25 protein-coding genes and 1 pseudogene are annotated in these 25,241 nt (G+C 65.2%); 9 read left to right on the forward strand and 17 right to left on the reverse strand.

Annotated features, from left to right (window positions below; all coding sequences use genetic code 11):
- Positions 1–3: 3 nt before the first annotated feature.
- Genes A5658_RS23065 through A5658_RS23075 form a run of 3 tightly spaced genes read right to left on the reverse strand, consistent with a single transcriptional unit; the run spans position 4 to position 3,493 of the window.
- Entirely contained in the window at positions 4–1,203 is a 1,200-nt protein-coding gene (locus A5658_RS23065; protein ID WP_067340649.1) for a CaiB/BaiF CoA-transferase family protein, read from the reverse strand.
- Positions 1,200–2,402, reverse strand: coding sequence for an alpha/beta fold hydrolase (locus A5658_RS23070; RefSeq protein ID WP_067340652.1), 1,203 nt, complete (start codon positions 2,400–2,402; stop codon positions 1,200–1,202). The genes A5658_RS23065 and A5658_RS23070 overlap by 4 nt, the downstream gene beginning before the upstream one ends.
- Positions 2,402–3,493: a homogentisate 1,2-dioxygenase gene (locus tag A5658_RS23075; protein ID WP_067340655.1), complete on the reverse strand. Its 1,092-nt coding sequence runs from the start codon at positions 3,491–3,493 to the stop codon at positions 2,402–2,404. Before A5658_RS23075 ends, A5658_RS23070 begins: the two co-directional genes overlap by 1 nt.
- A 111-nt stretch (positions 3,494–3,604) precedes the next feature.
- Here A5658_RS23075 and A5658_RS23080 point away from each other — a divergent pair, with 111 nt between their 5' ends.
- Positions 3,605–4,081, forward strand: a complete 477-nt coding sequence (locus A5658_RS23080) for a polyketide cyclase (protein ID WP_067340658.1) — start codon at positions 3,605–3,607, stop codon at positions 4,079–4,081.
- An 89-nt stretch (positions 4,082–4,170) separates the two neighbouring features.
- On the opposite strand, the gene A5658_RS23085 is transcribed toward A5658_RS23080, so the two are convergent.
- Positions 4,171–5,142, reverse strand: a complete 972-nt coding sequence (locus A5658_RS23085; RefSeq protein WP_067340662.1) for an NADPH:quinone oxidoreductase family protein — start codon at positions 5,140–5,142, stop codon at positions 4,171–4,173.
- Positions 5,143–5,162: 20 nt separating this feature from the next.
- A complete protein-coding gene (locus tag A5658_RS23090; protein WP_067340763.1) occupies positions 5,163–5,804 on the reverse strand; it encodes a TetR/AcrR family transcriptional regulator in 642 nt (213 codons plus the stop codon).
- 129 nt (positions 5,805–5,933) lie between these two features.
- Here A5658_RS23090 and A5658_RS23095 point away from each other — a divergent pair, with 129 nt between their 5' ends.
- Together A5658_RS23095 and A5658_RS23100 are read left to right on the forward strand one after the other, a co-directional pair.
- Positions 5,934–6,488 carry a pyridoxamine 5'-phosphate oxidase family protein gene (locus tag A5658_RS23095; RefSeq protein WP_067340665.1) on the forward strand — a complete coding sequence of 185 codons (555 nt, stop codon included), beginning with the start codon at positions 5,934–5,936 and terminating at the stop codon, positions 6,486–6,488.
- A 3-nt stretch (positions 6,489–6,491) separates the two neighbouring features.
- On the forward strand, positions 6,492–7,817 hold the full coding sequence (locus tag A5658_RS23100; RefSeq protein WP_067340667.1) for an amidohydrolase family protein: 1,326 nt from the start codon (positions 6,492–6,494) through the stop codon (positions 7,815–7,817).
- On the opposite strand, the gene A5658_RS23105 is transcribed toward A5658_RS23100, so the two are convergent.
- The 8 genes and pseudogenes from A5658_RS23105 to A5658_RS23135 form a co-directional block, all read right to left on the reverse strand.
- Entirely contained in the window at positions 7,789–8,205 is a 417-nt protein-coding gene (locus A5658_RS23105; protein ID WP_067340671.1) for an EVE domain-containing protein, read from the reverse strand. The two genes, A5658_RS23100 and A5658_RS23105, sit on opposite strands and share 29 nt — an antisense overlap.
- Before the next feature lie 78 nt (positions 8,206–8,283).
- Complete coding sequence (locus A5658_RS23110; protein ID WP_067340674.1) at positions 8,284–9,315, reverse strand: amidohydrolase family protein; 1,032 nt, start codon at positions 9,313–9,315, stop codon at positions 8,284–8,286.
- Positions 9,302–9,487 (reverse strand): annotated as a pseudogene (locus A5658_RS27755) (hypothetical protein); the annotation flags it as partial. The gene A5658_RS23110 and the pseudogene A5658_RS27755, both read right to left, overlap by 14 nt.
- On the reverse strand, positions 9,475–9,831 hold the full coding sequence (locus tag A5658_RS23115; protein ID WP_082993376.1) for a DoxX family protein: 357 nt from the start codon (positions 9,829–9,831) through the stop codon (positions 9,475–9,477). The gene A5658_RS23115 and the pseudogene A5658_RS27755, both read right to left, overlap by 13 nt.
- Before the next feature lie 15 nt (positions 9,832–9,846).
- Positions 9,847–10,686, reverse strand: a complete 840-nt coding sequence (locus A5658_RS23120) for a cytochrome P450 (RefSeq protein WP_369830558.1) — start codon at positions 10,684–10,686, stop codon at positions 9,847–9,849.
- A 350-nt stretch (positions 10,687–11,036) separates the two neighbouring features.
- Entirely contained in the window at positions 11,037–12,581 is a 1,545-nt protein-coding gene (locus A5658_RS23125) for a bifunctional 3-(3-hydroxy-phenyl)propionate/3-hydroxycinnamic acid hydroxylase (protein WP_067340677.1), read from the reverse strand.
- Positions 12,578–13,519 (reverse strand): fumarylacetoacetate hydrolase family protein, encoded by a 942-nt coding sequence (locus A5658_RS23130; RefSeq protein ID WP_067340681.1) that lies wholly within the window; start codon positions 13,517–13,519, stop codon positions 12,578–12,580. The genes A5658_RS23125 and A5658_RS23130 overlap by 4 nt, the downstream gene beginning before the upstream one ends.
- Entirely contained in the window at positions 13,516–14,646 is a 1,131-nt protein-coding gene (locus A5658_RS23135; protein WP_067340684.1) for a VOC family protein, read from the reverse strand. The genes A5658_RS23130 and A5658_RS23135 overlap by 4 nt, the downstream gene beginning before the upstream one ends.
- Before the next feature lie 127 nt (positions 14,647–14,773).
- Between A5658_RS23135 and A5658_RS23140 the strand changes: the two genes are divergently transcribed.
- Positions 14,774–15,433: a TetR/AcrR family transcriptional regulator gene (locus A5658_RS23140; protein WP_067340687.1), complete on the forward strand. Its 660-nt coding sequence runs from the start codon at positions 14,774–14,776 to the stop codon at positions 15,431–15,433.
- Between the two features lie 33 nt (positions 15,434–15,466).
- Here A5658_RS23140 and A5658_RS23145 read toward each other — a convergent pair whose 3' ends face one another.
- The 3 genes from A5658_RS23145 to hisN all read right to left on the reverse strand — a co-directional run bounded on the left by A5658_RS23145 (position 15,467) and on the right by hisN (position 18,988).
- Entirely contained in the window at positions 15,467–16,675 is a 1,209-nt protein-coding gene (locus A5658_RS23145; protein WP_067340690.1) for an acyl-CoA dehydrogenase family protein, read from the reverse strand.
- Between the two features lie 28 nt (positions 16,676–16,703).
- Positions 16,704–18,113, reverse strand: a complete 1,410-nt coding sequence (locus A5658_RS23150) for an acyl-CoA dehydrogenase family protein (protein ID WP_067340693.1) — start codon at positions 18,111–18,113, stop codon at positions 16,704–16,706.
- A 92-nt stretch (positions 18,114–18,205) separates the two neighbouring features.
- Positions 18,206–18,988 carry a histidinol-phosphatase gene (gene hisN, locus A5658_RS23155; RefSeq protein WP_067340696.1) on the reverse strand — a complete coding sequence of 261 codons (783 nt, stop codon included), beginning with the start codon at positions 18,986–18,988 and terminating at the stop codon, positions 18,206–18,208.
- 157 nt (positions 18,989–19,145) lie between these two features.
- Here hisN and A5658_RS23160 point away from each other — a divergent pair, with 157 nt between their 5' ends.
- On the forward strand, positions 19,146–20,804 hold the full coding sequence (locus tag A5658_RS23160; protein ID WP_255361360.1) for an NAD-dependent malic enzyme: 1,659 nt from the start codon (positions 19,146–19,148) through the stop codon (positions 20,802–20,804).
- A gap of 23 nt (positions 20,805–20,827) precedes the next feature.
- Positions 20,828–21,181, forward strand: a complete 354-nt coding sequence (locus tag A5658_RS23165; protein ID WP_067340702.1) for a hypothetical protein — start codon at positions 20,828–20,830, stop codon at positions 21,179–21,181.
- 4 nt (positions 21,182–21,185) lie between these two features.
- Here the strand turns inward: A5658_RS23165 and A5658_RS23170 are convergent, their stop codons facing one another.
- Entirely contained in the window at positions 21,186–22,547 is a 1,362-nt protein-coding gene (locus A5658_RS23170) for an FAD-dependent oxidoreductase (protein ID WP_067340703.1), read from the reverse strand.
- Positions 22,548–22,621: 74 nt separating this feature from the next.
- On the opposite strand from A5658_RS23170, the gene prfB reads away from it, so the two are divergent.
- Genes prfB through A5658_RS23185 form a run of 3 tightly spaced genes read left to right on the forward strand, consistent with a single transcriptional unit; the run spans position 22,622 to position 25,189 of the window.
- The gene (gene prfB / locus A5658_RS23175) at positions 22,622–23,728 is read left to right on the forward strand and encodes a peptide chain release factor 2 (RefSeq protein ID WP_067340705.1); all 1,107 of its coding nucleotides are present in this window, start codon (positions 22,622–22,624) and stop codon (positions 23,726–23,728) included.
- A complete protein-coding gene (locus A5658_RS23180; RefSeq protein ID WP_067340708.1) occupies positions 23,718–24,698 on the forward strand; it encodes a mechanosensitive ion channel family protein in 981 nt (326 codons plus the stop codon). The genes prfB and A5658_RS23180 overlap by 11 nt, the downstream gene beginning before the upstream one ends.
- The gene (locus A5658_RS23185; RefSeq protein ID WP_067340711.1) at positions 24,698–25,189 is read left to right on the forward strand and encodes a hypothetical protein; all 492 of its coding nucleotides are present in this window, start codon (positions 24,698–24,700) and stop codon (positions 25,187–25,189) included. The genes A5658_RS23180 and A5658_RS23185 overlap by 1 nt, the downstream gene beginning before the upstream one ends.
- The last annotated feature ends 52 nt before the right edge of the window (positions 25,190–25,241 follow it).

A 25,241-nucleotide genomic window follows, 5' to 3' on the forward strand; every position in this document is an offset into this window, starting at 1 on the left:
TCATCAGATCACCCCTTCGCTGTGCAACTCCTCGACCTCGGCGGCGCTCTTGCCGAGCAGGCCGAGGTAGACGTCGTCGTTGTGCTGACCAGGACGGGCCGAGCCGGCATTGCGGACACTTCCCGGTGATTCCGACAGCACCGGTGTGACGCCCGGGCCCAGCACCGGTCGGCCGAGTCGTTCGTCGTGGTGCTCGACGAGCATGCCGCGCGCCCGAAGCTGCGGGTCGTTCACCACCTCGGCGACGGTGTTGATCGGACCTGAGATCACGCCCGCGGCGCTGAGGGTGTCGATGATGTCGCCGGGTTCACGCTCGGCGGCCCAGGCGCCGATGATGGTGTCCAGCTCGTCTTGATTCCGGCCGCGGGCAACGTGATTGGCGAACCGCTCGTCGGTGGCCAGCTCGGGGCGGCCCATCGCCTTGCACAGCCGGGCGAACACGGTGTCCTGGTTGGCCGCGATCACCACCCACGAGCCGTCGGCGCTCTGGTAGATGTTCGACGGCGCGATGCCTTCCAGCCGGGTGCCCGACGGTCCGCGAACCACACCGCCGACGTCATAGTCGGGGATGGTGGATTCCTGTACGGCCAAGCATGATTCGGTCAGCGCGACGTCGACCACTTGACCGCGTCCGGTGACGCTGCGCCGATACAGCGCAGCGAGCGCGCCCTGGGCGCCGAACATTCCGGCCAGGCTGTCGCCGAGTGACAGCGCCAGCCGGGGTGGCGGGCCGCCCGGGAAGCCGTTGAGGTGCCGCAACCCGCTGGACGCCTCGGCGACCGAGGCGTATCCGGCCTTGTGAGCGTCGGGACCAGTCTGCCCGTAGCCCGATACCCGAACCAGGATGATCCCCGAATTACGTTGGCTGAGAACGTCGTAACCGAGGTCCCACTTCTCCAGGGTGCCGGGGCGGAAGTTTTCCACGATGATGTCCGATTTCTCGACGAGGTCGAGGAACAGCCCGCGGCCGCGGGGCTGACGCAGGTCCAGTGTGACGGCACGCTTGTTGCGAGCATGCACGGTCCAGAAGACGTGGTGGCCGTCGACTTCGGCCTGGCCCCAGGTGCGCAGCGGGTCGGGCGCGCCTGGCGGCTCGACCTTGATCACGTCGGCGCCCATGTCCCCGAGCAGCCGTCCGGCGAACGGCCCGGCGATCAGGGTGCCCAGTTCGATCACCCGGATACCGTCGAGCGCACCTGTCATGCGACCCCCGTGAAGTTGTGGCGCTCAAGCCAATCGGAGACGACGGTGACGGCCTCGCGCAATTTGTCGCGCTGGTCGGGACCGGCGTAGTAGTGCGTGGCGCCGTGGATTTCGTGCATCTCCTTGTCCGGGTGCCCGATGGCCTCAAAGAGGCGGCGGGTGTGCTCGGGGGTGCAGGCGTCGTCGGCGAGGTTGCCGATCACCAGCGCCGGCACCGCAATGTCGCGCCCGCAGGCGATCCCGTCGCCGTGCGCGTCGTCGTAACTCCACTGGGACAGCCAACTGCGCAGCGTGGAGAACCGCGCCAGGCCGACTGGGCTCATGTTCACCACTTGAGGATCGCCCAGATAACACGTTCCCGGAACCCGTTCGTTGGGATCGACGGTCGGATCGAGCCACCGCGGATCGGCCATCGTGCCATGCACGACGAATCCGAACTCGGCTACATCGCTGCCCGGGCGCCCACTAGCTCTCAACTCTGCCAGTTTGTCCTTGACCCAGGCCGTGATTCGGCGGTTGCGGTCGATCTGGGCCTGCCGGTAGCGCTGGAGAAACTCCTCGCTGTACGGCGGCTGGTTCGGGTTGTCCGGGTTGTACAGGTCCAGCTCCGGGTCGCGTTTGCTCGGATCCGACTCGTCGAGGATCGAGGCGTCCAGCCACTCGGTCAGTGTGCCGTGTCGGCTGATGTGCGCGGCCAGCAGCATGATGCCGTTGGCGGCGGGCAGGTCGAGCTTGGTGAGGTCGGGCCCGTCACCCGACGGGCTGGAGGTGACGGTCGCGTGTTGGGCCTGCTGTTGGTAGAACACCGACAGCGAACCGCCGCCGCTCCAGCCCGCGAGCACGACCTTGCGGTAGCCCAGCCGCTCCTTGGCGTCCGTGATGGCGGCGCCGAGATCCTCGACTACCTTCTCCATCAACAACGCCGAGTCGGTGCCGCGAAATCGGCTGTTGCAGTAGATGACGTGGTGCCCCGCCCGGGCCAGCGCGTTGATCATCGGCAGATACGCCCCGCCGCCGATCGGATGCATGAACATCAGCACGGTGTCCGATGGGTTGTCCTTCGGCTTGAGCAGATAGCTCTCCAGCACCACGATTTCGGCGAGCCCACCGTAGACATCGCGGACCCCGGAATTGTTCTGGAACGCAACCAGGTAGGGGATTCGCTCGTAGTCGTGCTTTACCGGAGCAATGGTCGTCATCAATGCTGTCCTAGGTCGTGCGCCAGCACCTCGGCTGACGGGATGAGTCGCCGACGGGTGTCGACTGCGATTACCTGCCAGTCGACGCGTGAGTGCTCGTCGAATTTGCGGCGGGCTCGTTCGCGCGCCTTCTCCGGCGCGCCGTGGTGAACACCTTGCGGCGCATGGGAAATCAGTCCGGGCGGCATCGGGATGCCATACAGCGAGCCGCCATGGAAGAACGCGATCTCGTCGTAGTCGACGTTGCGGTGATACCACGGAGTGCGCTCGGTGCCCGGCACACCTTCGGCGGGCTTGGGCAGAAAGTTCATCACGTACACCCCGGTGGCTTGCATGAACAGGTGCACGGTCGGGGGGAGATGGACGCTGTCAGAGGTCACCACGTTGTAGTCGGCGATGTTGAAGGTGAACGCGAAGTTGTCGCCGCGCCATCCTTCGACGTCGAGCGGATGGTGTTGGTAGATAAGCGTTGTCGGGCCGCCCTCATGGATCAGCCGGACGTGGTACTCGTCACGGCCGTCGTCGTCGATCGGCTCGGGGTCCGGGATCACCGCCTGCGACGGGTCGAACGGAAAGTGGCGGCCCAGCGCACCCGGAGGTGGGACGCGGAAGTCGTCGGTGGCCTCGATCATCAGCACCGTCGTCTCAGCAGCGGGGACCTGACGCCAGGTGCATGCCTTGGGTAAGTACACCCAGTCGCCGGCGCGGTAGCGCAGCGGTCCGAACTCGGTCTCCAGCAGGCCTTCGCCCTGATGCACGAAGCACAGCAGATCACCGTCGACGTGTCGGGCGAAGAACGGCATCGGCTGTTCGCGGCGCGACAGCGAGATCCGGCAATCGGCGTTGCTGAACATCAGCAACGGCCCGCCGTCGGCGTCGGTGGCGTCGCTGGGTTTCAATTCGCTGGACAGCACGTCGATAGGACGCAGTGGCCCCTCGGTCCGGTAGGCGGTGGGGTCGTGGCGGCGGTACAGGTTCGCCGTGCGCCCGGTGAAACCGCCGCGGCCCAGTTCGTCGTCTTTCAACCCGTCGAGGTCGGCGTGTAGTCGGCGCGGTGTTTTGCCTTTGCGCAGGTGAATGAAGGATTCCATAGCGGCTCCAGGGTTGCGCGGGCAGAAACTAAAAGTGACATTACTTTTTCTTCACGGCGCGTACAAGGGAAGCCGAGATTATTTTTCCGACCCGACGCAGTCTGTATCGGCATGAGCAAAGACACGATCAACGCCACCATCACCATCCCCGCGTCGGCCGAAGCGGTGTTCGGCGTACTGGCGGACCCGACGACGCACGCCGCTATCGACGGGACCGGCTGGGTGCGGGAATCGCTGGACGGAAAGTCGTTGACCCAACCCGACCAGATCTTCCGCGTCGCGATGTACCACGACAACCACCCCGACAAGAACTACGAGATGGCCAACAAGGTGGTCGTGTTCGACCGCCCCCACGCCATCGCCTGGGAACCCGGCAACGACGCAGGGGGCGGGCAGTTGTCATTCGGCGGCTGGATCTGGCGCTACGACATTCGCGACGCGGGACCATCGCAGGCTGACGTCACGCTGACCTACGACTGGTCGGCGGTGCCGGCCGAACTGCGGGAGCACATTCAATTCCCGCCGTTCGAGCCCGCGCATCTCGAGAATTCACTGGCGAACCTGTCGAATCTGGCGGCGTCACGGTGACCGCCCCCGAAACGTAAACGGCTGCGATCAGAACCGGCGTGTCGTCGCCGACGTTTACGTGTCGCGACGCCAGCGCGCGCCTCGCCGCGTCAGTCGCGAACGCGTAGAACGACTTTCCCCTTCGCGGTGCGATTTTCCAGCGACGCGATCGCGGCCGCCGCTTCCTCGAGCGGGTAGACGACCGGCTCGGGCGGCGGCAACGTGCCAGATGCCAGCAGCTTCTCGAGGTCGGCCCACTGCTCGGCCAGCGAGCCGGGATGAGTTCCCGCCCACGCGCCCCAGCCGACGCCGACGACGTCGATGTTGTTCAGCAGCAAGCGGTTTACCTTGACCGTCGGGATCTCGCCGCCGGTGAAACCGATGACAAGTAGCCGGCCGCCCGGGGCGAGTGAGCGCAGTGAGTCGGTGAACCGGTCGCCGCCGACCGGGTCGACCACCATGTCGACGCCGCGGCCGCCGGTCAGTTCCTTGGCGGCGTCCTTGAATCCGTCGGCCAGCACGACGTCGGTCGCGCCGGCCGCCCGCGCGATGTCGGCCTTCTCTTCGGTGCTGACCACCGCGATGACCTTCGACGCACCGAGCACCTTCGCCAGCCGAAGCGTCGACGTACCGATGCCGCCGGCGGCCCCGTGCACCAGAACCGACTCACCCTCATGCAGCCGACCCCGAACCGTCAGCGCGAAGTACATGGTCAGGTCGTTGAACAACAGGCCCGCGCCGGCGGTGAAGCTCACGTTGTCCGGCAGCTTGAACACCCGGTCGGGCTGCAGCATTGCCACTTCGGCCATACCGCCGGTCAGCATGGTCAGACCGACCACCCGATCGCCCGCCTTCACGTTCGCGTCGGCCGGCGCCGATCGCACCACGCCCGCAATCTCGGCACCCAACACGAAAGGCGGATCCGGGCGGTATTGGTAGAGGCCGCGGGTGAGCAATGCGTCGGGAAACGCCGCACCGGCGGCATGCACGTCGACGATCACACCATCGCCGGTCGGTTCGTCGATCTCGCCGACCTCGACCGCCTCCGGACCGTCGAGCCTGGTCAACTGTGCTGCGCGCATGCCACCTCCGTTGTGAGTCGCTAGCGCTTGACGTTAGCCCGGCCCGACCGCGCGCGGTGAAGCGCCTGCGCCAATCCGTCGACGATCAGGTCGAGGCCGAACGCGAACTCGTCATCCAACGGCACCGGCAGACTGTCCGCCACGGTGACGGTGGCGGGAAACTGATTCCTGTCGAGGTCGTGGAAGACCTGCGCCAGCTTCGCATCGCCGAGGTCGCCGTGGCTGCTGTTGAGTTGCATAGCAAAGCCGAGGATGTAACGGGCCAGCGTCGCGTACGAGCGTGCCGCGAGTGCCGGCGGGAAACCGTTGGCGAGCAGGAACGCGAGCATCTGTTCCCGGGCGGCGAGGGCGTTCGGCCCGATCGGAACGGTCTCGTATAGCAGAGACGTCACATTCTGGTGGCGGCGCAATACGTCAAACATGGTGTCGGCGGCCGCTTTACATGCCTCCTGCCAGGGCAGCGTGCTCAGCGTTGCCACGTCCAACTCGATGGCGCCGAACATCGTGTCGACGACGTGGGCGATCAACTCCGACCGGCTGGCGAAATGCCGATACAGCGTGGCGGTACCCGAATCCAGCCGCTGCGCAAGCGTTCGCATCGACAGGGCGTCTGCCCCTTCGTCGTCGACGATCTGCAGCGCCGTCGCAACGATCCGATCCAGCGGTACCGGTGGACGCCCGCGGGTGCGGGGATTGCTGGTGCTCACCGCGTCAGTATGGCGACCCTTGACAGTATCCGCAATAACGGCAACACTGTATCCATTAATCTACGACGAGGTCAGGCCACCACCATGCTGCTTCCCCTTTCGACCGAGCCGTTCACGGCTCCCACCGACCGCGACATGCTGCCGTCAGAGCGGCGCACCTTCGTGCGCACTCACCGCACGTGCGTATTCGGTTACCGCCGACGACACGACGGCCCCGGAATGTCGATCGTGTATTACATCCCGACCGACAGCGACGAGCTCTTGATCTCGACGATGGCGGGGCGCGGCAAGGCCCGGGTCATTGCCCGTGACGGGAAGGTCAGCATTTGTGTGCTCGACGAGCGCTGGCCGTTTGCGTACCTGCAGGTGTACGCCGATGCGGTCATCGAGAGCGATCGGAACCTGGTCGTCGACGTCATGATGGCAGTGGCCGGGCGGATGTCGGGGCAGCCGCTCGGCGAGGAAGCTCGCCCATTCATCGAAGCGATGGCCGAGCAGGAGAATCGAGTCGTCGTGCGCTGCAAGCCTTATGAGACGTTTGCTCAACCTCCGCGTCATCTACATCGCAACGATCAGGAAGAGGTCATTAGCCATTGGGTGTCGGGCACCGTCCCGTGGGACGCTGCAGACCCGGCCTGAATCGTGAGTCGCCTTCTGCTACGCGGAGCCGCGGTGATCACCATGTCGCCGAATCGGCCCGACGCGGAACTCGTCGACCTCCTGATTGACGACGACCGGATCGATGACATCGGTGAACGCTGTGACCGGCCGGACGCTGAAATCGTTGACCTGGCCGGCCGGATCGTCATTCCCGGCCTGGTCAACGCCCATCTGCATACCTGGCAAGGCGCACTTCGACTCCTGGGTACTGACTGGACGCTGCTGGAATACCTGCAGCGCATCCATGCCGACATTGCTCCGCGTTACGCGCCCGACGATGTCTATATTGGCAACCTTGCCGGAGCGATCAACCAAATAAATTGTGGTACAACGACACTCGGTGACTGGTGCCACAACAACCCGACGCCGGAACACACTGACGCGGCAGTCGCGGGCCTACGCCATTCCGGGATCCGCGCCGCCTTCCTGCACGGCACGCCGAACCGAAACCCCGATGCTAGGCACCCGTTGGACGAGGTGGATCGTCTGCTCGACCAGGCGCGAGGCCTGATCACCGTCGGGATGGCGATCGGCGGCCCGCAACTCTCGACTCCCGATGTGGCAGTCGCCGATTTACGCGCCGCGCAAGAACGAGGGCTGGTGGCGTCGATGCACCAAAGTGGCGGCGAGCCCGCGCCAGGTTGGGAAGCTGTGCGCGCCGCGGAGCTACTCGGACCGTGCACCAACGTCGTGCACGGCGCCGGACTGACCGACGACTGGATCGCCGCACTAGTGGACCTGGGCGTTACCGTCACCACCACGCCGGAAAACGAACTCAGTCACGGTCATTGCGCACCGATCACCGGACGGCTCTTGCGATTCGGCGCGGCGCCCTCGCTGGGCACCGACACCGATACCGCGACCTCCGGTGAAATCCTCAGTGCGGCAAGGTGCGCGCTCACCTATCAGCGTGGCCTCGACCACGAAAAGCACCGGCGCGAGGCTGGCATGATGCTGAGCACGGCGTCCATCACCAGCAAGCAGGCACTGTCATGGGCCACCGTCGAGGGAGCCAAAGCACTGGGCCTCGCTGACAGGGTCGGCCGGCTCGAACCTGGCATGCAGGCTGATTTGGTCGTCATCGATACGGGCGGGCTGAATCTCTGGCCGGCGCACGATCCGATCGCGGCGGCGCTGCACGCCGGCGTCGCCAACATCGAGGCGGTGATGATCGGGGGCGGGTGGCGCAAACGTGGGCACGCTTTGGTCGACGTCGATCTCGACGATGTCCGAGGACGGCTACGTGAGTCCGGCGAGCGGCTGCTTCACGGTCTGCACGTCACGAGCCGGTCATCGCCGAGCGGATGACCTCGAGGTCGTGATCGTCGATCTTGAACACGCCGAATCGAAACTTGTAGCCCCACCGGGCTTTATCCTCGATGAAGTCGAGTTGGTCGATCAACGGTCGGATCGGCGTCTCCATGCAATCGAGGAAGTCGACGTTTCGGCGCCACGGGTGGAAGTCGGGTGTCATCTCCGATTGGTATGGCTCGTCATCGGCAATTTGACCGATCGCGGTAAAGGCCTGAAGCGGCTCGCCGTCGGGGTAGACGGTCTTCGGTGAATAGAATACGATCCAGTCGCCTTTGGCCATCTGGCCAAGCATGTGCGGCTTGCCGTGGTTGGCCTGGGTGAACCGGCCGCGCACCCCGTTTTCGACATGGTCACGGCTGACGGTGTTGATCCAGTTCGTCATGACCAAATGCTAAGCGGGGTGGCTGACATATCGTCGCGACTAATCGTGGGCTGTGGATAACCAGATTGGCCGACGTCGTTAGCTGACGTTCGTCATCCGCGCAATCCCGCGCATCACCGAGCGGCTGAAGGTATGCCGCAGCCGCTGAACCGATGACTGCGGGATCGGTTGCGGCGCAGCGCCGAGCCGGGGGAACAGCGCCAACGCGTTGGTGCGCTCGATGGCGCCCCGGGTATCAGCGTCGAGCCCGGGGTAGGCCTCCAGGCCCGCCGCGAACAGCTTTCCCGCGGCGGTGGGGGCATACGGAAAGTCGGATCCGAAGGTGATGTGGCCCGGTTTCGCGAACGCCAGCAGCGTGGGCAGCGCTGCGGCACTTGAGGACAACGCGGTGTCGAAGTAGAAGCCGGCGAAGTCGTCGAGGACATCGGCGGGGCTGCGGCCGGTGTCGGCGGTGATGGCCACGGCCATTCGGTGACTGGCGTAGGGCACGAACCCGCCCGCGTGGCTCAGGATGAAACGTATCTTCGGGTACCGGGCGCGGATGCCGTTGCGCATCAACAAGTATGCGGCTCGGGTGGTGTCCAGCAGGAAGTCGGCCGCGAACGGCGGGACGTCCGCCACGGCAGGGCCCGGCAGGTCGGCGGGGTGGATGAAGACGACCGCCGAGCGGTCGTTGAGGGGGGCGAACAAAGCGTCCTGGCCGTCTTGGCCGAGATACATTCCGGCGTTGTTGGCCAGCAGCACGACACCGTCAGCGTCCAAATCATCCAGTGCCCGTTTGGCTTCCGCGGCGGACTCGTCGAGGTGCGGTAGTGGAACGGTGGCGAAGTGGCCGAACCGGTCGGGCCGGGCCGCAACCACGTCGGCGGTGTAGTCGTTGAGGTCGCGGGCCAGTGCAGCGGCATCGGCGGGGTTGGGCAAAAATGCAGTGCCCGGCGTTGATACCGAAAGGATCGCGGTGCCGACCCCGAGTTCGGCCATCGTCTGCAGCGACGCCTCGGGGCTCCAGTCGGGCAGTGCGCGTCCACCGGCGTCGAGCAAATTGGCTTGCCGCAGCGCTTTTCGATAGTCAGGCGGGATCAGGTGGTGGTGAGTGTCAATGCGTAGCACGATCTCCTCCTCGGCTGTGCGAGAGCGCGGGCACGGTGTCTTCGCGGTGCAGTAACGACTGGGCTGCGGTCTTGAACTGGCCCAGCTTCTCGACGATGGTCTGTCCCTCCCTGGGATGGCCCCAGATGCTGATGCCTTGATAAGTGGTTGGCACCCAAATTATCTCGTCGACGCTGCGGCCAGTAGCGCAACGATGATCGCCGCCATGCCGGTCAGCACCGCCGGAAGCATGATCGAGGCCTTGTCGCCGGCTTTGATGTGGTAGCCGACGGCCCCGCACATGAGCAGGCACACCGCTGCTGCGGTCACGACTGCCAATGGGGGATAAGCGATTCCAACCCCCAGACCGACGGCCGCGGCGACCTCAGCTACCCCGATCGTTCGGTGCAGCCCGACGCCGACGCCGAGATGTTCGGCGCTGCCGCGAACGGCGCTGAGCTGGAGAAGCTTTGGCACACCGGCGCCAGCCATCTCCAGCGCCAACAGGATGGATACCGCAATGAATGCGACGTGCATGACACTCCTAGGTAGCTAAACGGGAATCAGCTTGAGGGGCAAGCGTTCATGACGGTGAATGACGTTGTTGATCGCCCACGTTGGCGCACCGGTGACTTCGATGCGGTCTACTCGCTTGAGGAGCGCGGAGAGCATCGCGGTCGTTTCCAAGCGCGCCAGGCTTTGACCGGCACACGCGTGCGCGCCCTGTCCGAAGCCTATCTGGCGGCCGGCGTCACGGCGGATATCGAAGACCGAAGCGTTTTCCCACTCCCGTTCGTCACGGTTGGCCGAGGCGTACATGACCAGGACGCGGGCACCGGATGGGATTCTCACACCGGTGATTTCAGCCGGCTGGCTCACCCGGCGGGTGAATGCGCGCAGTGGTGGCTCGTAGCGGATCACTTCGTTGATCGCGTTCGCCATGAGGGCTGGCTCGCCTTTGAGCAACTGCCACTGCTCGGGGTGGCGGGCGAACAAGTACATCGCGTTCGAGATGGCGCTCATCGTGGTGTCGATCGACGGCGCGAGGTAGTCGACCATCAGTGCCGGGCATTCGGCGTGCGACAGCTTGCCTTGGTCGGCGGCTTTCAGCAGTTCATCTGCGATGCTGCCTTCGAGGAAGGTGCGTTCGCGCACGACTCGGCGGGCAAATCGCAGCATTCGAAGCACGTTGGGCATGGCCCTGATTGCGTGCCGGTTGAGAGGGCCGAGGGTATCGAAAGTTGCCCCTGCCCATTCGACAAGGTGGTCGCGTTGATCTCGCGGCCAGCCGATGAGGTCGGGGACTACGGCTAGCGGCAGGGCGGCCGCAAGATCGTTGACGCCGTCGATCTCGCCGCTGTTGAGCGCGGCGTCGACGACCGTGGCGGCCATACCGTCCACCCTGTCGCCGATCGATCGCAGTGCACGTGGCAGTAGTCCGTGCGCGAGCAGCTTGCGCCGCCGATCATGCTCGGCGCCATCACTGTTGAGCGTCGTACCCCGCGACATGCGGTTGGCGATCCCGTTGAGCGCAACGCCGCTTCCCGACAGGAAGGTGCCGTCGTCACGTAGTACGGACTTGCACTCGGCATAGCGGGGCAACGCGTATACCTTGTGCTTGGTCAACCACACCACTGGGCCGAGGTCTCGCAACCGTTGATAATGCGGATACGGATCGACGATGGCATCGCGACTGTAGATGTCGGCGTCATATACCGGAACTTGCCTGTCTATTCCGCGGATCAGCACTGATTCGCCCTCTCTGGCTTGGCGGCGGGTGTGAACGACGGGACAGCGTCGCAAAGGCTGGACAATCGACGCCCGGCCTGCATCACGGTGCGGTCAGGACGGATAATCGCGGCGGTCGCGCCGGCACGCTGCAACCAGCGGCCTAGGTCGCTGGTGTGTTTGACGGTGAGAGCGGCCGCGCCTCGTTGGCGGAGCAGCTCATGCTGTCGCGCGGTGAACTGCGTGGTGGTGATCACGGCGAAACCGATGCCAAGCGCGGTGTCCAGCCGGACACCTTCCGGTAGCACAGGATTGGGGCACAAGCTGCCTGCCAATCGTGGCCGTCGGTGCCGCGTGACCACCAGCGCGGATCTGCGCAGGGCGGGGGTTCGGCTGTTGGCGATCCTGGTTCGCATTCCCGGAATCAGGTGCAGGCGCGGGACGACCATTCGCCGCATAGCATCGCCGGCGCGGCCGCCGGCGGTCATGGCCCACCCCATCACGAGGGCGAGGCCGATCAACATGCGCGCATGTGTTTTTCGCTCTTGCTGGTAGCTGTCCAGGACGTCGTCGGAAAGGGCTCCGTTCAGCACGCCGGCAAGCTTCCAGGCCAAGTTCATTGCATCGCGAAGTCCCGCACCCATGCCTTGGCCGATAAACGGCGGCGTGAGATGCGCTGCGTCGCCAAGAAGGAACACCCTGCGGTCACGCCACTTGTTCGCCAACTGCGCGCGAAAGGTGTACTCGGCCACGCGTACCAACTCAAGGTCGTGTTCGGCGACGTGGCCGAGCCACGGTGAGATCAGGTCGCGAAGGGCAGCACAGCTGCCGAACATGTCAGCGGTCTCGCCGGCCAGCAGCCGGAACTCCCATCGGTAGCGGGTGGCTCCGATCCGCATGTAGGTCGCAGCACGTTCTGGACTGCATACCTGATGTACGCCGTCCCACTGGTTGAGCTCGACATCGGTGGCCACATCGACAACGAGCCAGCGTTGCTCGAACCGCAGATCCCGCATCGTGGAACCGATCGAAGAACGCACCAGGCTGTTAGCGCCATCGCAGCCCAAAACGTAAGCGGCGTCGACAATGTGACCTTTGCCGGTGCCGCGGTCGGCGTAGGTCACCCGAACCCGGCCGGACTCGGTTTGGCTGACATCGACGACTTCGCAATTGCCTCTGATGCTCGCGTTGGGAAAGTTCGCCAGGTTTCTGCGCAGCAGCGCCTCGAAGTCCGGCTGGTCGAACATGTTGGCTTGCGGGAATCCATTGGCACTTTCGGTAGCATTCCGGTCGAACTGCGCGAGCACGCCAAACTCGGGATCGAGTAGCCGAAGCCCCAGCGCCGGGCGTGAGATCGCGGCGAAGTCATCGCTGATACCAAGTCGATTGAGGATGCGACGGATCTCGTCGTCGAGATGAACCGCGCGGGGTTGCGGGTAGACATCGTCCCAGCGCTCTAAGACGAGGGACTGAATCCCGTACTGCGCCAACAATGTTGCGGCGGTGATCCCGGTCGGGCCGGCACCCACGATGACGACGGGGACGGATTCTTCGCTCATGTCGCGAATCGCACGATGCTGCGTTGCGCGCCCAGGTCGATGGCGCCGTCGTCGGTCGCCACGCCGGCCTCGACGACGTCGCCGTCGTGCAGATATTTGGCGTTGCCGGCTTGCCGCTTGAAGAAGGCCTTCCATTTGACGGCGGGCGGCAACAGCGAGCCGATGATCTCGATCGGCTTGGGTGGTGCGCTCAGCGCGGTACCCACTGGGGTACCGGTCAGGATGACGTCGCCGGCGGCGAGGTCTTGGAAACGGGCCAGCGATTGCAGCGCCTGTACCGGCTTGTACAGCATGTCGCCGTCCACGACCATGTTCTGACGAACTTCACCGTTGACCTTCAGGCGCAAGCGCAGATCACCGAAGCGCTTGAGTTCGTCGGCGTCGAGCAGCACCAGCGCGGGTCCAACCGGCGTGAAGGTGGGATACGACTTGGCCTCGTAGAACTGGGTCTGCGGTAACTGGATGTCCCGAGCGGACACGTCATTCGTGACGACCAGACCGGCGACGAACTCGAACCAATTCGATTCCGAAATCATTGTGCCGACCGGAATGTCGCGGCCAATCACCAGGCCTATCTCGACCTCGTAGTCGAGGAACCGGACGTGAGCGGGTTTGACGATGTCGTCGAACGGCCCCGTGATCGACGCCGACGACTTACGGAAGAACGTCAGCGGAATTGTCTTGGGATCCATGCCCGCATCGCGAACATGGGATGCGAAGTTGGTCATCTGGGCCACCACCCGGCACGGCTTCGTCACGGGGGAGAGCAGGGTCAGGGTATCGGCGGCCACGGTGTCGGTGCCGTGGGCGGCGGCCTCGATGGCGGCGCGGTCGGCGAGCAACTGTCCGGTGGTAGCGGCGGTGGTCGCGATTTTCGCTGCACCGTTAGCGGTCTGAACCCACCAGCCCTCAGCGGTACGCAGAATCGAAATCGTCATGAGCTTGCTACTTTCATCAGGCCGATCAGACGGCGGAAGTCGAATTCGTTGTCTTGCCGAAGCGCCTCGACCATCGAGCGAGCCTCGTGTGGAAGGGATCTCGGATTCAGTCCGAGGAAGTCCTTGGTTGCCGCAGGGCCCCACTGCGCCAGTCCCGAGCCGGTGAATGGCGCCCAGCCCGGCTCCAGCGTGCAGTCGAACATGTCGCCGTCGCTGAAGTGCTCGACCAGAAACCCATCCGGGTCGCGCCAGTAGTCGAAGATCTGGCTGCCCTGGATATGCCGGCCGATGCCCCAAGACCTTTGGTACCCAAGTTCTTTCAGGTATTCGCCGCCGGCAGCCAACGCGTCGAGATCACATACCTGGTAGGCGGAATGTACGTAGCGATTGACCGGCCCCAACGCCATCGCCAGGGAGTGATGATCCGCGGGGGTCATGCCGCGGTCGCAGCGGATGAAGCTCATCGCCGGCCCGCGGTCACGCTGTCCGGGGAAGAACAGGAAGTCGCTGACAATCAAGCCGAGGTTGTCCAGATACCAGTTGAGGGCCTCGATGTATTTGTTGGTCTGGAGCACGACGTGACCGAGTCGCTCGATGCGTGCTGGCTCGCGCGGAGGGCGTTGGACGGCGTTGGCGCGCCGCAGCTCCTGCCCGAAGTTGTAGGTGTGGGGTTTCTGCGCAGCCAGCGCGGTCAGGTCGTGCGTGCCTGCGACGACGCGCACGGGAACGCCGCTGGGGTCGGCGAGTTCGACCCCCATGCCACCAATGGAGTCGGGCAACCTGCGGGCCGGCGCGCCGGTGGCTTTGGCCAGGCGTAGCACATCGGCTTCGTCTTGCGCCGCGAACGCCGTGCCGACAAAGCGCGAGCGAGGCGCGCGGCGCACAATCATGCATGGTGGGCCGGCTGCTGTGCCGCGCAACTGCAGCTCGTCGGCTGACCGTGACACCGTGGCGAACCCGAACGCACGTGCGAACACCTCGGCACGCTGCAGGTCGGGTTTTTCAAATTCCAGCCATGCCAAGTCGTGCACCTTGATGACCGGGTTGCGCGACCGGCCACAGTGTTCGCCCTTGCGCGCGCCCCGCTCACTGTGCAGATCTCGATGGGCTTCGGCGTGACGCGTCATCGCGCCTCCTTTCGAAACATTGAAGCTATCTTCACTTAGGAAGGATGCTTCAGTCAAGCTATTGTGAAGAATAATTCAGAAGTGATGTAGCCTGTAGTTCGGTTCGGCGGATGCTAAGGAGATCAGCATGAGCGATGACGGCCAACCGCCCAACCGTCTGGAACGGCGCAAACAGCGCACTCGCGCCGCGCTGATCAAAGCGGCCCAAGACTTCATTGCCGCGGGCCGCTTAAGCGTTCCCGTCCAGGACATCAGCCAAGCCGCCGACGTGGGCGTCGGGTCGTTCTACAACCATTTCGAGAGCAAAGAACAGCTCTTTCAGGTGGCCGTCAACGAGGTCCTCGACGCGCTCGGAGCGGTGCTGGACACCCTGACCGCCACCCTCGAAGATCCTGCCGAGATGTTCGCGCAGAGTTATCGGCTATGTGGGCGGTTGCTCAGGCAGCGTCCCGACATGAGCCGGGTGCTGGTGAACAACGGGTTGGCGCTGATCACCTCCGAGCGGGGGCTGGCCCCACGTGCCAAGCGGGACATCACCAACGCCGCGGCGGCCGGGAAATTTCAGGTCGCCGATCCGCAACTGGCCGTCGCTGTGGTGGGTGGAGCGCTGCTGGGCTTGGCGCAGCTGTTTAACGACGAGCCGGAGCGTGACGAGGGCGAAGCGACCGACCAGGTCACTGAAGACATCTTGCTGATGTTGGGGCTGTCCCGCCAGCGGGCTCGCAAGCTCTGCCAGCGGCCGTTGCCTGACCTCGAAGAACTGATGCGGCCAGGTTCGGCCGCCTAAGCCGGGACGGGTTCGAGCCCGGCGCCGCGTGCCTTATTTCAACTCGGACGACGACAGGCCCAGCAGTCGACGCGCGACCACCAGTTGCTGGATCTGCTGGGTGCCCTCGAAGATGTCCATGATCTTCGAGTCGCGGGCCCACTTCTCCAGCAGCGTCTCTTCCGAATAGCCGATGGTGCCGGCCAATTCGACCGCCTTCAGGGTGATGTCGCTGCCCACCCGGCCGGCCTTGGCCTTGGACATCGACGCCTCTTTCGAGTTGGGGATGTTGTTGTCGGCCTGCCACGCGGCGCGCAGGGTCAACTGGTAGCTGGACTCCCACTCGGCCTCCATCCGGAGGAACTCGGCCGCTGCGGCGCTCTGCACCTGGGCGGGCTTGTCGTAGGAGATCTCGACGCCGGCGTTGGTCAGGATCTTGCGCAGCTCTTCCAATGTGGCGCGAGCGATACCGACGGCCATGGCGGCGACGACCGGACGGGTGTTGTCGAAGGTCTCCATCACCCCGGAAAAGCCCTTACCCGGCTCGATTTCGGGGTTCCCGAGCAGGTTGTCCTTGGGGATGCGGGCGTTCTCGAACCGGATGACGGCGGTGTCGGAACCCTTGATGCCCAGCTTGTTCTCGAGCCGCTCGACGGTCACGCCGGGGTGCTCGCGCGGGACGATGAACGACTTGATCGCCGCGCGGCCCTTGGACTTGTCCAGCGTCGCCCACACCACGATGTGGGTGGCGCGCGAGCCCGCGGTGACGAAGATCTTCTCGCCGTTGATCACGTACTCGTCGCCGTCCAGCTTCGCGGTGGTGGACACCGCCGCGGAGTCGGAACCGAACCCCGGTTCGGTGATCGCCATCGCGGCCCAGACCCGGCCCAGCCGCTCCAGCTGCTCGTCGGTGGCGACGGCGGACACAGCCGCGTTACCGAGCCCCTGGTACGGAATCGACAGCAGCATGGCCGCGTCGCCCCAGCTGGCCTCAAGCGCCTGCAGCGCGGCGGCCATGTTGGCGGCGTTGCGGTTTTCGCCGTTGCTCTCGCTGCTGCGAAGACCGTTGGCGCCGGCCATATCCAGCGTGTTGGACTCCGACGCGCCGGCGTAGAGATCGGCCAGTGTGTCGAGCTCGACCGGGTAGGCGTGCTCCTTGAGGTCGTATTTGCGAGCGATCGGCCGCATCATCTCGGCCGCGCCCTGGTGGGCCTTGTCGATCACTGCGCGCATCTTGCCGGGCAGTTCCAAATTGATTGCCATGATTGGTCTTTCGTCGCTTTTCGGGAAGTTAGATAACTACGACGCCCTCGGCGATGCCGATGGCTCGAAGGTCGCGGTACCAGCGCTCGACGGGGTGCTCTTTGGTGTAGCCGTGGCCACCGAGCAGCTGCACGCCGTCCAGCCCGATCTGCATGCCCTTGTCGGTGCCGATCTTCTTGGCCAGCGCGGCTTCGCGGACGAACGACAGGCCCTGCTCGGCCCGGGCCGCTCCGCGCCAGGTGATCAGGCGCAGGCCATCGAGCTCGATCGCGATGTTGGCGCACATGAAGGCAACCGACTGCCGGTGAGCGATGGGCTCGCCGAATGCTTCGCGCTCTTTGACGTAGGGGATGACGTAGTCGAGCACCGCGTGCGACGTGCCGACCGCCAGCGCGGCCCAGCCCAGCCGGGACAGCGCGATCGCTTCGGAGTAGTCGGTGTCGGTCGCGTCGTCTTCGCCCAGCCGTGCGCTCAGCGGCACCGCGACGTTGTCCAGTTCGACCCGGCCGAGCGCGGCGGCCCGGATACCCATGCTCGGGTCGGCCTTGACGGTCAGGCCTTCGCTTGACGACTCGACGATGAAAAGTGCCGGCTTGCCGTTGAGTTGCGCTGCCACGATGAACAATTCGGCGTCCGCGGCCGCGGGGACCAGCGACTTGACGCCGGTGAGCCGGTAGCCGCTCGGCGTGCGTACCGCGGTGGTCTTCAGCGCGGTCGGGTCGAACAGCGGCTGCGGCTCGGCGATCGCGACGCAGGCCTGCGGAACGTTCTCGCCGGCGAACTCCTTGAGGTAGGTGGCCTGCTGGCCCGCGCTACCCCAGTGGGTGAGGGCGGCGGCGACGCCGGCCGGCGCCAGAATCGGCAGGGCCAGGCCCATGTCGCCGTAACCCAGCGCCTCGGCGACCAGCACGTTGGTGACGCTGGATCGTTCCGCGGCGATGCCGTCGAACTCCTCGGGAATGTTGATCGCGGTGATGCCGAGTTCGGCGGCCTTCTTCACCAGATCCGGCGGATACGTGGTGGCCGCATCGGCGTCGTGCGCGGCCGGGCGCAGTACCTCTGCGGCGAATTCCTCGACCGTCTCGACGATCATCTTCTGGTCGTCGTCGGGCGTCAGGTCGTAGTAGTCCTTACCGCTGGTCTTCAATCGGGTCGGCCCGCCGCGCAGGTTTTCGACCTTCTTGAATTGCCGGTTCGCGGCGCCGGCGGCGGAGAAGATCTGCTTCGTGCCGTAGCGCAGAGTCCGGTTCAGCGGGTCGCGCAGGCCGTACTTGTCGAGGAATTCCTGGCCGACGATAGGCGTGAGCAGGCCGATCGCTACGTCGATGCCAGTGCGCTTGTGGGTTTGCTCCCCAATGGTGGACGTGCTGCGGCCGCGGTTGGGGCGCTGCTTGGAGCCATTTCGGGAGCCGTTTGTGGAGGTGACAGTGTTTGTCATGAATGCAGCCTCGGTCGTTGGGGCAGTGCGATGCCACTACCTTACTCCAAAGTAAGATAGAAGGCGCCTGTTAGTTAGTTCACACGTGGCGGCTAGTTCGCGGACAGTTTCCGCAACACCCGGTCGTGCAGGAGGCCGTTTGTCGCCACCGCGTTCCCGCCATGCGGGCCTGTCGCACCGTCGAGGCTGGTGAATCGCCCACCCGCCTCGCGGACCAGGATGTCGAGCGGGGCCAGATCCCACACCGACACCTCGGGTTCGGCGGCGATGTCGACCGCGCCCTCGGCCACGAAGCAGTAGGACAGGAAGTCGCCGAACGCCCGTACCCGCCAGACCTCGTCGGTGAGAGCGACGAAGCGGTCCCGCAACCCGAGTTCGGCCCAGCCGGACAGGCTGGAAAACGACAGGCTCGCCGAATCCAGTTGCGCCACAGAGGAAACCGAGAGCCGCCGGGCTGGTGCATCGGCGACTGCGACGAAAGCGCCCGCGCCGGCCGAGGCCCACCACCGTCGCTGCAGCGCGGGCGCACTGACCACGCCGACCTGCGGCACGCCATCGTCGAGCAGGGCGATCAGGCTGGCCCAGACCGGCACGCCGCGGACGAAGTTCTTGGTGCCGTCGATCGGGTCGATGATCCACTGGCGGCCGGCCAAAGTGGTTGTGCCGCCGAACTCTTCGCCGAGAACGCTGTCGTTGGGGCGGACCCGGGCGAGTGTCTCGCGCAGACCCGTTTCGACCGCGTGGTCCGCGTCGCTCACCGGTGTCAGGTCGGGCTTGGTGTCGACCTTCAGGTCGACCGCACCGAAGCGGGCCAGCGTCACCTCGTCGGCCTGCTCGGCCAGGGTCAATGCCACCGCCAGGTCGTCGTCGCTCATGCGCCGCCTTTCGCCTCACATCTATGTAGTCGTCGACTCCGCATTCTCGCGTACGCGGGCTTGTTTCGAATCCGTTCACCCCGGGGACGCAGGATTAGAAGTGAGGCCGCGGTCGCGGTCGCGCCCGGCAACACCGGCAACATCAGAAGGGACGTCGATGATGTCTGACGAAAAGCGAGGACAAGCCGCCCTTTTCGACGCGTTGACGACCAAGGGCACCGCCTTCACGGAAGCTGAGCGACGTAAACTCGGCTTGCTGGGCCTGCTGCCGACCGCGGTGAAGACGCAAGACGAGCAAGCCGCGCATTGCTGGCATGAGTTCTCCACGCGGCGCGACGATCTGGACAGGCACATCTACCTGCGCGCCCTGCAGGATCGCAACGAGACCCTGTTCTACCGGGTGCTGCGGGACCACATTCCCGAATCGCTGCCGATCGTCTACACGCCGACCGTCGGCGAGGCCTGCCAACGCTTCAGCGAAATCTACCGGCGGCCAAGGGGATTGTTCGTGTCCTATCCAGATCGCGACTGCCTCGACGAGGTGTTGGCGAACCGCCCGCAACGCGAGATCGACGTGATCGTGGTGACCGATGGCCAGCGCATCCTCGGCTTGGGCGATCAAGGCATCGGTGGCATGGGCATTCCGATCGGCAAGCTCTCGCTCTACACACTGATCGGCGGCATCGATCCGGCCCGCACACTCCCGATCGTGCTCGACGTCGGTACCGACAACGTCGAACTCCTGCAGGATCCGCGTTACCTCGGCTGGCGCCACCGCCGCATCGACGACGACGAGTATTACGAGTTCATCGACCGCTTCGTCACCGCCGTCCGCAAGGCGCTGCCCGATGTCCTACTGCAGTGGGAAGACTTCGCCACGAGCCATGCACTACCGATCCTCGGCCGCTACCGCGACACGCTGCTCACATTCAACGACGACATCCAAGGCACCGCGGCCGTCGCCCTCGGCGCGCTGCACGGTGCCGCGAAAGTCGCCGATCGGCCGTTGTCGGAGCAGAACGTGGTCATGTTGGGGGCCGGTTCGGCCGGCATCGGGGTCCTCGACATGATCCGCCGTGAGATGGTGACCGAGGGGCTGTCCGAAAAGGCTGCTGCAGAACGAATCTGGGTCGTCGATGTGGCCGGCCTGCTCACCGAGGACCGCACCGATCTGTCGGACGCGCAGCGCGACTTCGCCCAGCCCGCAGAGCGTGTTGCCGATTGGGATGTGTCCGGAACGGCGCAGCTCGCCGACGTCATCCACAACGCCGATATCGGCGTTCTGATCGGATTATCCACCGCTGCAGGAGCTTTCACGGAATCGATTGTGCGTGAAATGGCGAGTAAAACCGAGCGACCGATCATCTTTCCGTTGTCGAACCCGACCAGCCGCGCGGAGGCGCATCCCGCGGAGCTGGATGCCTGGACCGACGGTCGGGCATTGATCGCCACCGGTTCTCCGTTTGCGCCGATCCAGCGTGATGGTGTGGAATACATTGTGGCGCAATGTAATAACGTCTATATCTTTCCTGCGATCGGTCTGGCCGTGACTGCGGCGCAAGCGAACCGGGTCACCGACGAGATGATGCGGGCGGCCGCGGCGACTCTCGGCGACGCGTCGCCGGCCCTCAACGATCCGAACCAGCCGCTGCTGCCGTCGTGGTCGGAGGCACCCGACGTGGCCATCCGCATTGCGCAGGCCGTTGGCGAGCAGGCGGTGGCCGAGGGCGTGGCCCCGAAGCGAAGTAGCGCGGAGCTGGCCGAGCGGATCGCCCACGTGCACTGGCATCCCGACTATCGGATCGCATCAACCTGACTCTGTGGACCTACCATGGCGTCGTGTGGGAAATCCTTGCGGTGTTGTTGCTCATCGCCATCGCCGCGAGCCTGCTGGCCCCACGGATGTTCCGTCAGCGCCCCGGCAGCGACTGGCTGAGCGGCACGCTGCTGATCACGGGTGTCAGCCCCCGGCCCGACGCCGTCGGCGAGCAATACGTGACGGTCACCGGCGTCATCGACGGGCCGACGGTCAGCGACTTCACCGTCTACCAGCGGATCACCTCCGACGTCGACCATTGGCCGGCGATCGGGGAGTTGAAGCCAGTGATGTACTCGCAGCGCAATCCGGAAAAGTGGGCCTTCGTGCCGCCAGAGCCGCCCGATCCGCCCGCGCCCGCCGAGCCCCCCGAGTAGCGCGTCAGCCGTGGCCGATGTGGAGCATCTTGGCCACGTTGGCCAGTTTGACTCGGGGTCGTCCATGCGGCTCACCGGCTGAGCGTTCGTGCTCGTCGATCAGTTTCCAGTGCGCATCGGTGATGATTTTGGGTTGACGTTCGGTCAGCCACGCGGCGATTTCGTCAGCGTGGTCGGCGCCGAATTCGCGCAGGTCGGTCGCCGCGGTGAGGTCGGCGATCAGCGCGTCGACGGTGTCTTGGGAGTCTTTCTTGTTGGTTCCGATCACCCCGGACGGGCCGCGCTTGATCCAGCCGACGACGTATTCATTGCGGCTGCCCTCAATTCGGCCGCCGCTGTTGGGAATGGTCCCGGAGTTCTCGTCGAACGGCAGGCCCTCGGTGGGAACGCCGCGATAGCCCACCGAGCGGACCACCAACTGCACCGGCACCTCTTCACGTTCCCCGGTGTCCTTGGCGATCACCCGTCCGCTGTCGTCGGTCACCAGCTCGTTGCGACCGAGCACGATCTTCTCGACGCGGCCCTCGCCGCGAATCTCGATCGGGGAGGTCTGGAAGCGGAACACGATCCGGCGATGTCCCGGACGCGGCTCTTTACCCACGTAGCCCTTGAGCACCTTGATGTTTTGCTTGCACACCTTGCCGACCGCCGCGGCGTCCTCTTCGGTGATGTTCTCGAAGTCCGCCGGGTCGACGATCACATCGACGTTCTCCAGGTCGGCCAGCTCCCGCAGCTCAAGGGTGGTGAACGCGGTCTGCAGCGGGCCGCGGCGACCGATGACGATCACCTCTTCGACGCCCTTGGGCCGCAACGACTCCAGCGCGTGATCGGCGATGTCGGTCTTGGCGAGTTCGTTTGGCTCGGTCACCAGAATGCGCGCCACGTCGAGCGCGACGTTGCCGTTGCCGACGACGACGGCGCGCGCACCTGACAAGTCGGGGGAGATGTCCTCGAAGTGGGGGTGGGCGTTGTACCAGCCGACGAAGTCGACCGCGGCGACACTGCCTGGCAGGTCCTCCCCGGGGATGTTCAACGGCCGGTCGGACTGGGCGCCGATCGCATAGACCACCGCGTCGTATTGCTGCGCCAGCTCCGGTGCGCTGATGTGCTCGCCGATCCCGATGTTGCCGAAGAAGCGGAACCGCTCGTCCTGGGCGGTCTTTTCGAACTGGTTGCTGATCGACTTGATCTTCGGATGATCTGGCGCCACCCCCGAACGCACCAAACCCCACGGCGTCGGCAACATCTCCAACATGTCGACCGCCACATCGAAACCCGCCTCGGAATCCGCCGCTTTCAACAACGACGCCGCAGCAAAGAAACCCGACGGACCCGAACCGACAATCGCAACGTGATACGGACGCATAAGCCACGATGCTAAACGCCCGCCCTGTTCGCCCGTGACAGGAACGACCGGCCCGGCCGGTAACGTGGTCAGGCGTGGATCCCGACCGTCAGGCTGATATTGCAGCACTCGACTCCACGCTGACCACGGTGGAGCGAGTGCTCGACGTCGACGGTCTGCGCAGCCGCATCGACAAACTGGAGCACGAGGCCGCCGATCCCAATTTGTGGGACGACCAGGCTCGCGCGCAACGCGTCACCAGCGAGCTCTCCCACACGCAGGGCGAATTGCGGCGTGTCGAGGGTTTGCGCCAACGACTCGACGATCTGCCCGTGCTCTACGAGCTGGCTGCCGAGGAGGACTCCGCAGACGCGAAGGCCGAGGCAGACGCCGAGCTCAAGGCGCTGCACGCCGACATCGAGGCGATGGAAGTGCGCACACTGCTCTCCGGCGAATACGACGAGCGCGAGGCGCTGGTCAACATCCGCTCCGGGGCTGGCGGGGTGGACGCCGCCGACTGGGCCGAAATGCTGATGCGGATGTACATCCGCTGGGCCGAGCAGCACAAGTACCCGGTCGAGGTGTTCGACACCTCCTACGCCGAAGAAGCCGGGATCAAGAGCGCGACGTTCGCCGTGCACACCCCTTATGCGTACGGCACGCTGTCGGTCGAGCAGGGCACCCATCGGCTGGTGCGGATCAGCCCGTTCGACAACCAAAACCGCCGGCAGACGTCGTTCGCCGAAGTCGAGGTGCTGCCGGTGGTGGAGACCACCGATCACATCGAAATACCCGAGGGCGATCTGCGCGTCGACGTGTACCGCTCGAGCGGTCCCGGTGGCCAGTCGGTGAACACCACCGACTCCGCGGTTCGCTTGACCCACATTCCGACGGGTATCGTCGTGACTTGCCAGAACGAGAAGTCACAGCTGCAGAATAAAGTTGCGGCGATGCGGGTGCTTCAGGCAAAGTTGTTGGAACGCAAGCGTTTAGAAGAACGAGCCGAGCTCGACGCGTTGAAGGGTGACGGCGGCAGCAGCTGGGGTAACCAGATGCGGTCCTACGTTTTGCACCCGTATCAGATGGTCAAGGACCTGCGTACCGAGTTCGAGGTAGGCAACCCGGCGGCCGTTCTCGACGGAGACATCGATGGGTTCCTGGAAGCAGGAATCAGATGGCGTAACAGAAAAGATGACGACTAACACAACGCTCCTAGCGACGAGCACGGCGCAGCGCTGGCACGATTTCTGGCACGGCGTCTTCGGGCAGTGGATCATCACCCGCGGTCTGCGGATGGTGATGGTGGTGATCGTCGCCATCCTGGCGGTCCGGTTCGTCACCTGGGTCACCGGTCAGATCACCCGGCAGCTCGACGAACGTTTCGTCGAGAGCGACGCGCTGGTTCGGTCGGAATCGTCCAAACACCGGCAAGCCCTGGCCTCGGTCGTCCAGTGGGTGTTGATCGTTCTGATCGCGATCTGGGGGATGGTCCGGCTTGCCGACGTCTTCAACTTTTCGGTCTCGGGCTTGGTCGCTCCGGCGACCGTGATCGGTGCCGCGCTCGGGTTCGGCGCGCAGCAGGTGGTCAGAGACATTCTGGCGGGATTCTTTCTCATCGTCGAAAAGCAGTACGGCTTCGGTGATTTGGTGACGCTGACGGTGGTGTCGGCGACCGAGGCCAGCGGCACGGTCGAGAACGTGACACTGCGCGTGACGCGGCTGCGCTCGCCGAACGGCGAGGTGCTGACCATTCCCAACGGCCAGATCGTCAAGGCGGTCAACGAATCCAAGGACTGGGCACGCGCGGTGGTGGACATCCCCGTCTCGACCACCGTCGACCTGAACCGAGTCGCCGAGGTGCTGCGCCAGGAGTGCGAGCACGCCCTGGAGAACCCGATCCTGGGCGATCTGCTGTTGGACGCGCCGACCGTGATGGGCGTCGAGAGCATCCAGGTCGACACCGTGACCCTGCGCATGGTTGCCCGCACACTGCCCGGCAAACAGTTCGAAGCCGGCCGTCAGCTGCGTGTCCTGGTTATCCGGGCGCTGGCGCGCGCGGGCATCGTGACCGCGGCCGACGCCAAGGTCGGCGTGGTCGAGGGACCCGGCGCCGAGGTGGCTGCGGCCCAGCAGGAAGAGTACGAAAAAGCCCGCGAGCCGGTTGAACCCTGATGAAGCTGACACTCAACGTCCTCGAAAACCACAGCCGCGATACGGACAAGCACTGGCCGAACTACATGTTCGGCGGGCGGGTCCGGACGTCGACGCTGGTGTTGATCATTGCGTTCTTGGCCACCTGGTGGACCTACAACACCTACAAGCCGCAGCCACCCCCGCCGCCGGCAGCGCCGGCGGTCGTGCCGCCCGGCTTTGTTCCCGATCCCAACTACACCTGGGTGCCCCGCACTCGGGTGCAGCAGCCGACGTACGAAATGCCGACGCCCACCCCGACCACTACGGTCCCCACCACGACGACGCCGCCGACCACGCCTCCGACGACGACGACAACCCCGCCGCCGCTGATCCAACTGCCGGTGCTGCCCCCGCCGTTCGGCCCGGGCACGACGACGCCCAGCCCGGCGCCGGGACCGGCGCCCGAATCTCCGACTCCGTCACCGCCGCCCGCACTCGGCCTGCCCCGGTTGCCGGGGCTGCCCGGATGACGCGTCCTGGCTCGCCAGCGCGCCGCGTCGTCGGGACATCGGAAGTTCACGG

Origin of the sequence: Mycobacterium sp. 1245111.1, assembly GCF_001673405.1 — a bacterium.
Taxonomy (GTDB): Bacteria; Actinomycetota; Actinomycetes; order Mycobacteriales; family Mycobacteriaceae; genus Mycobacterium.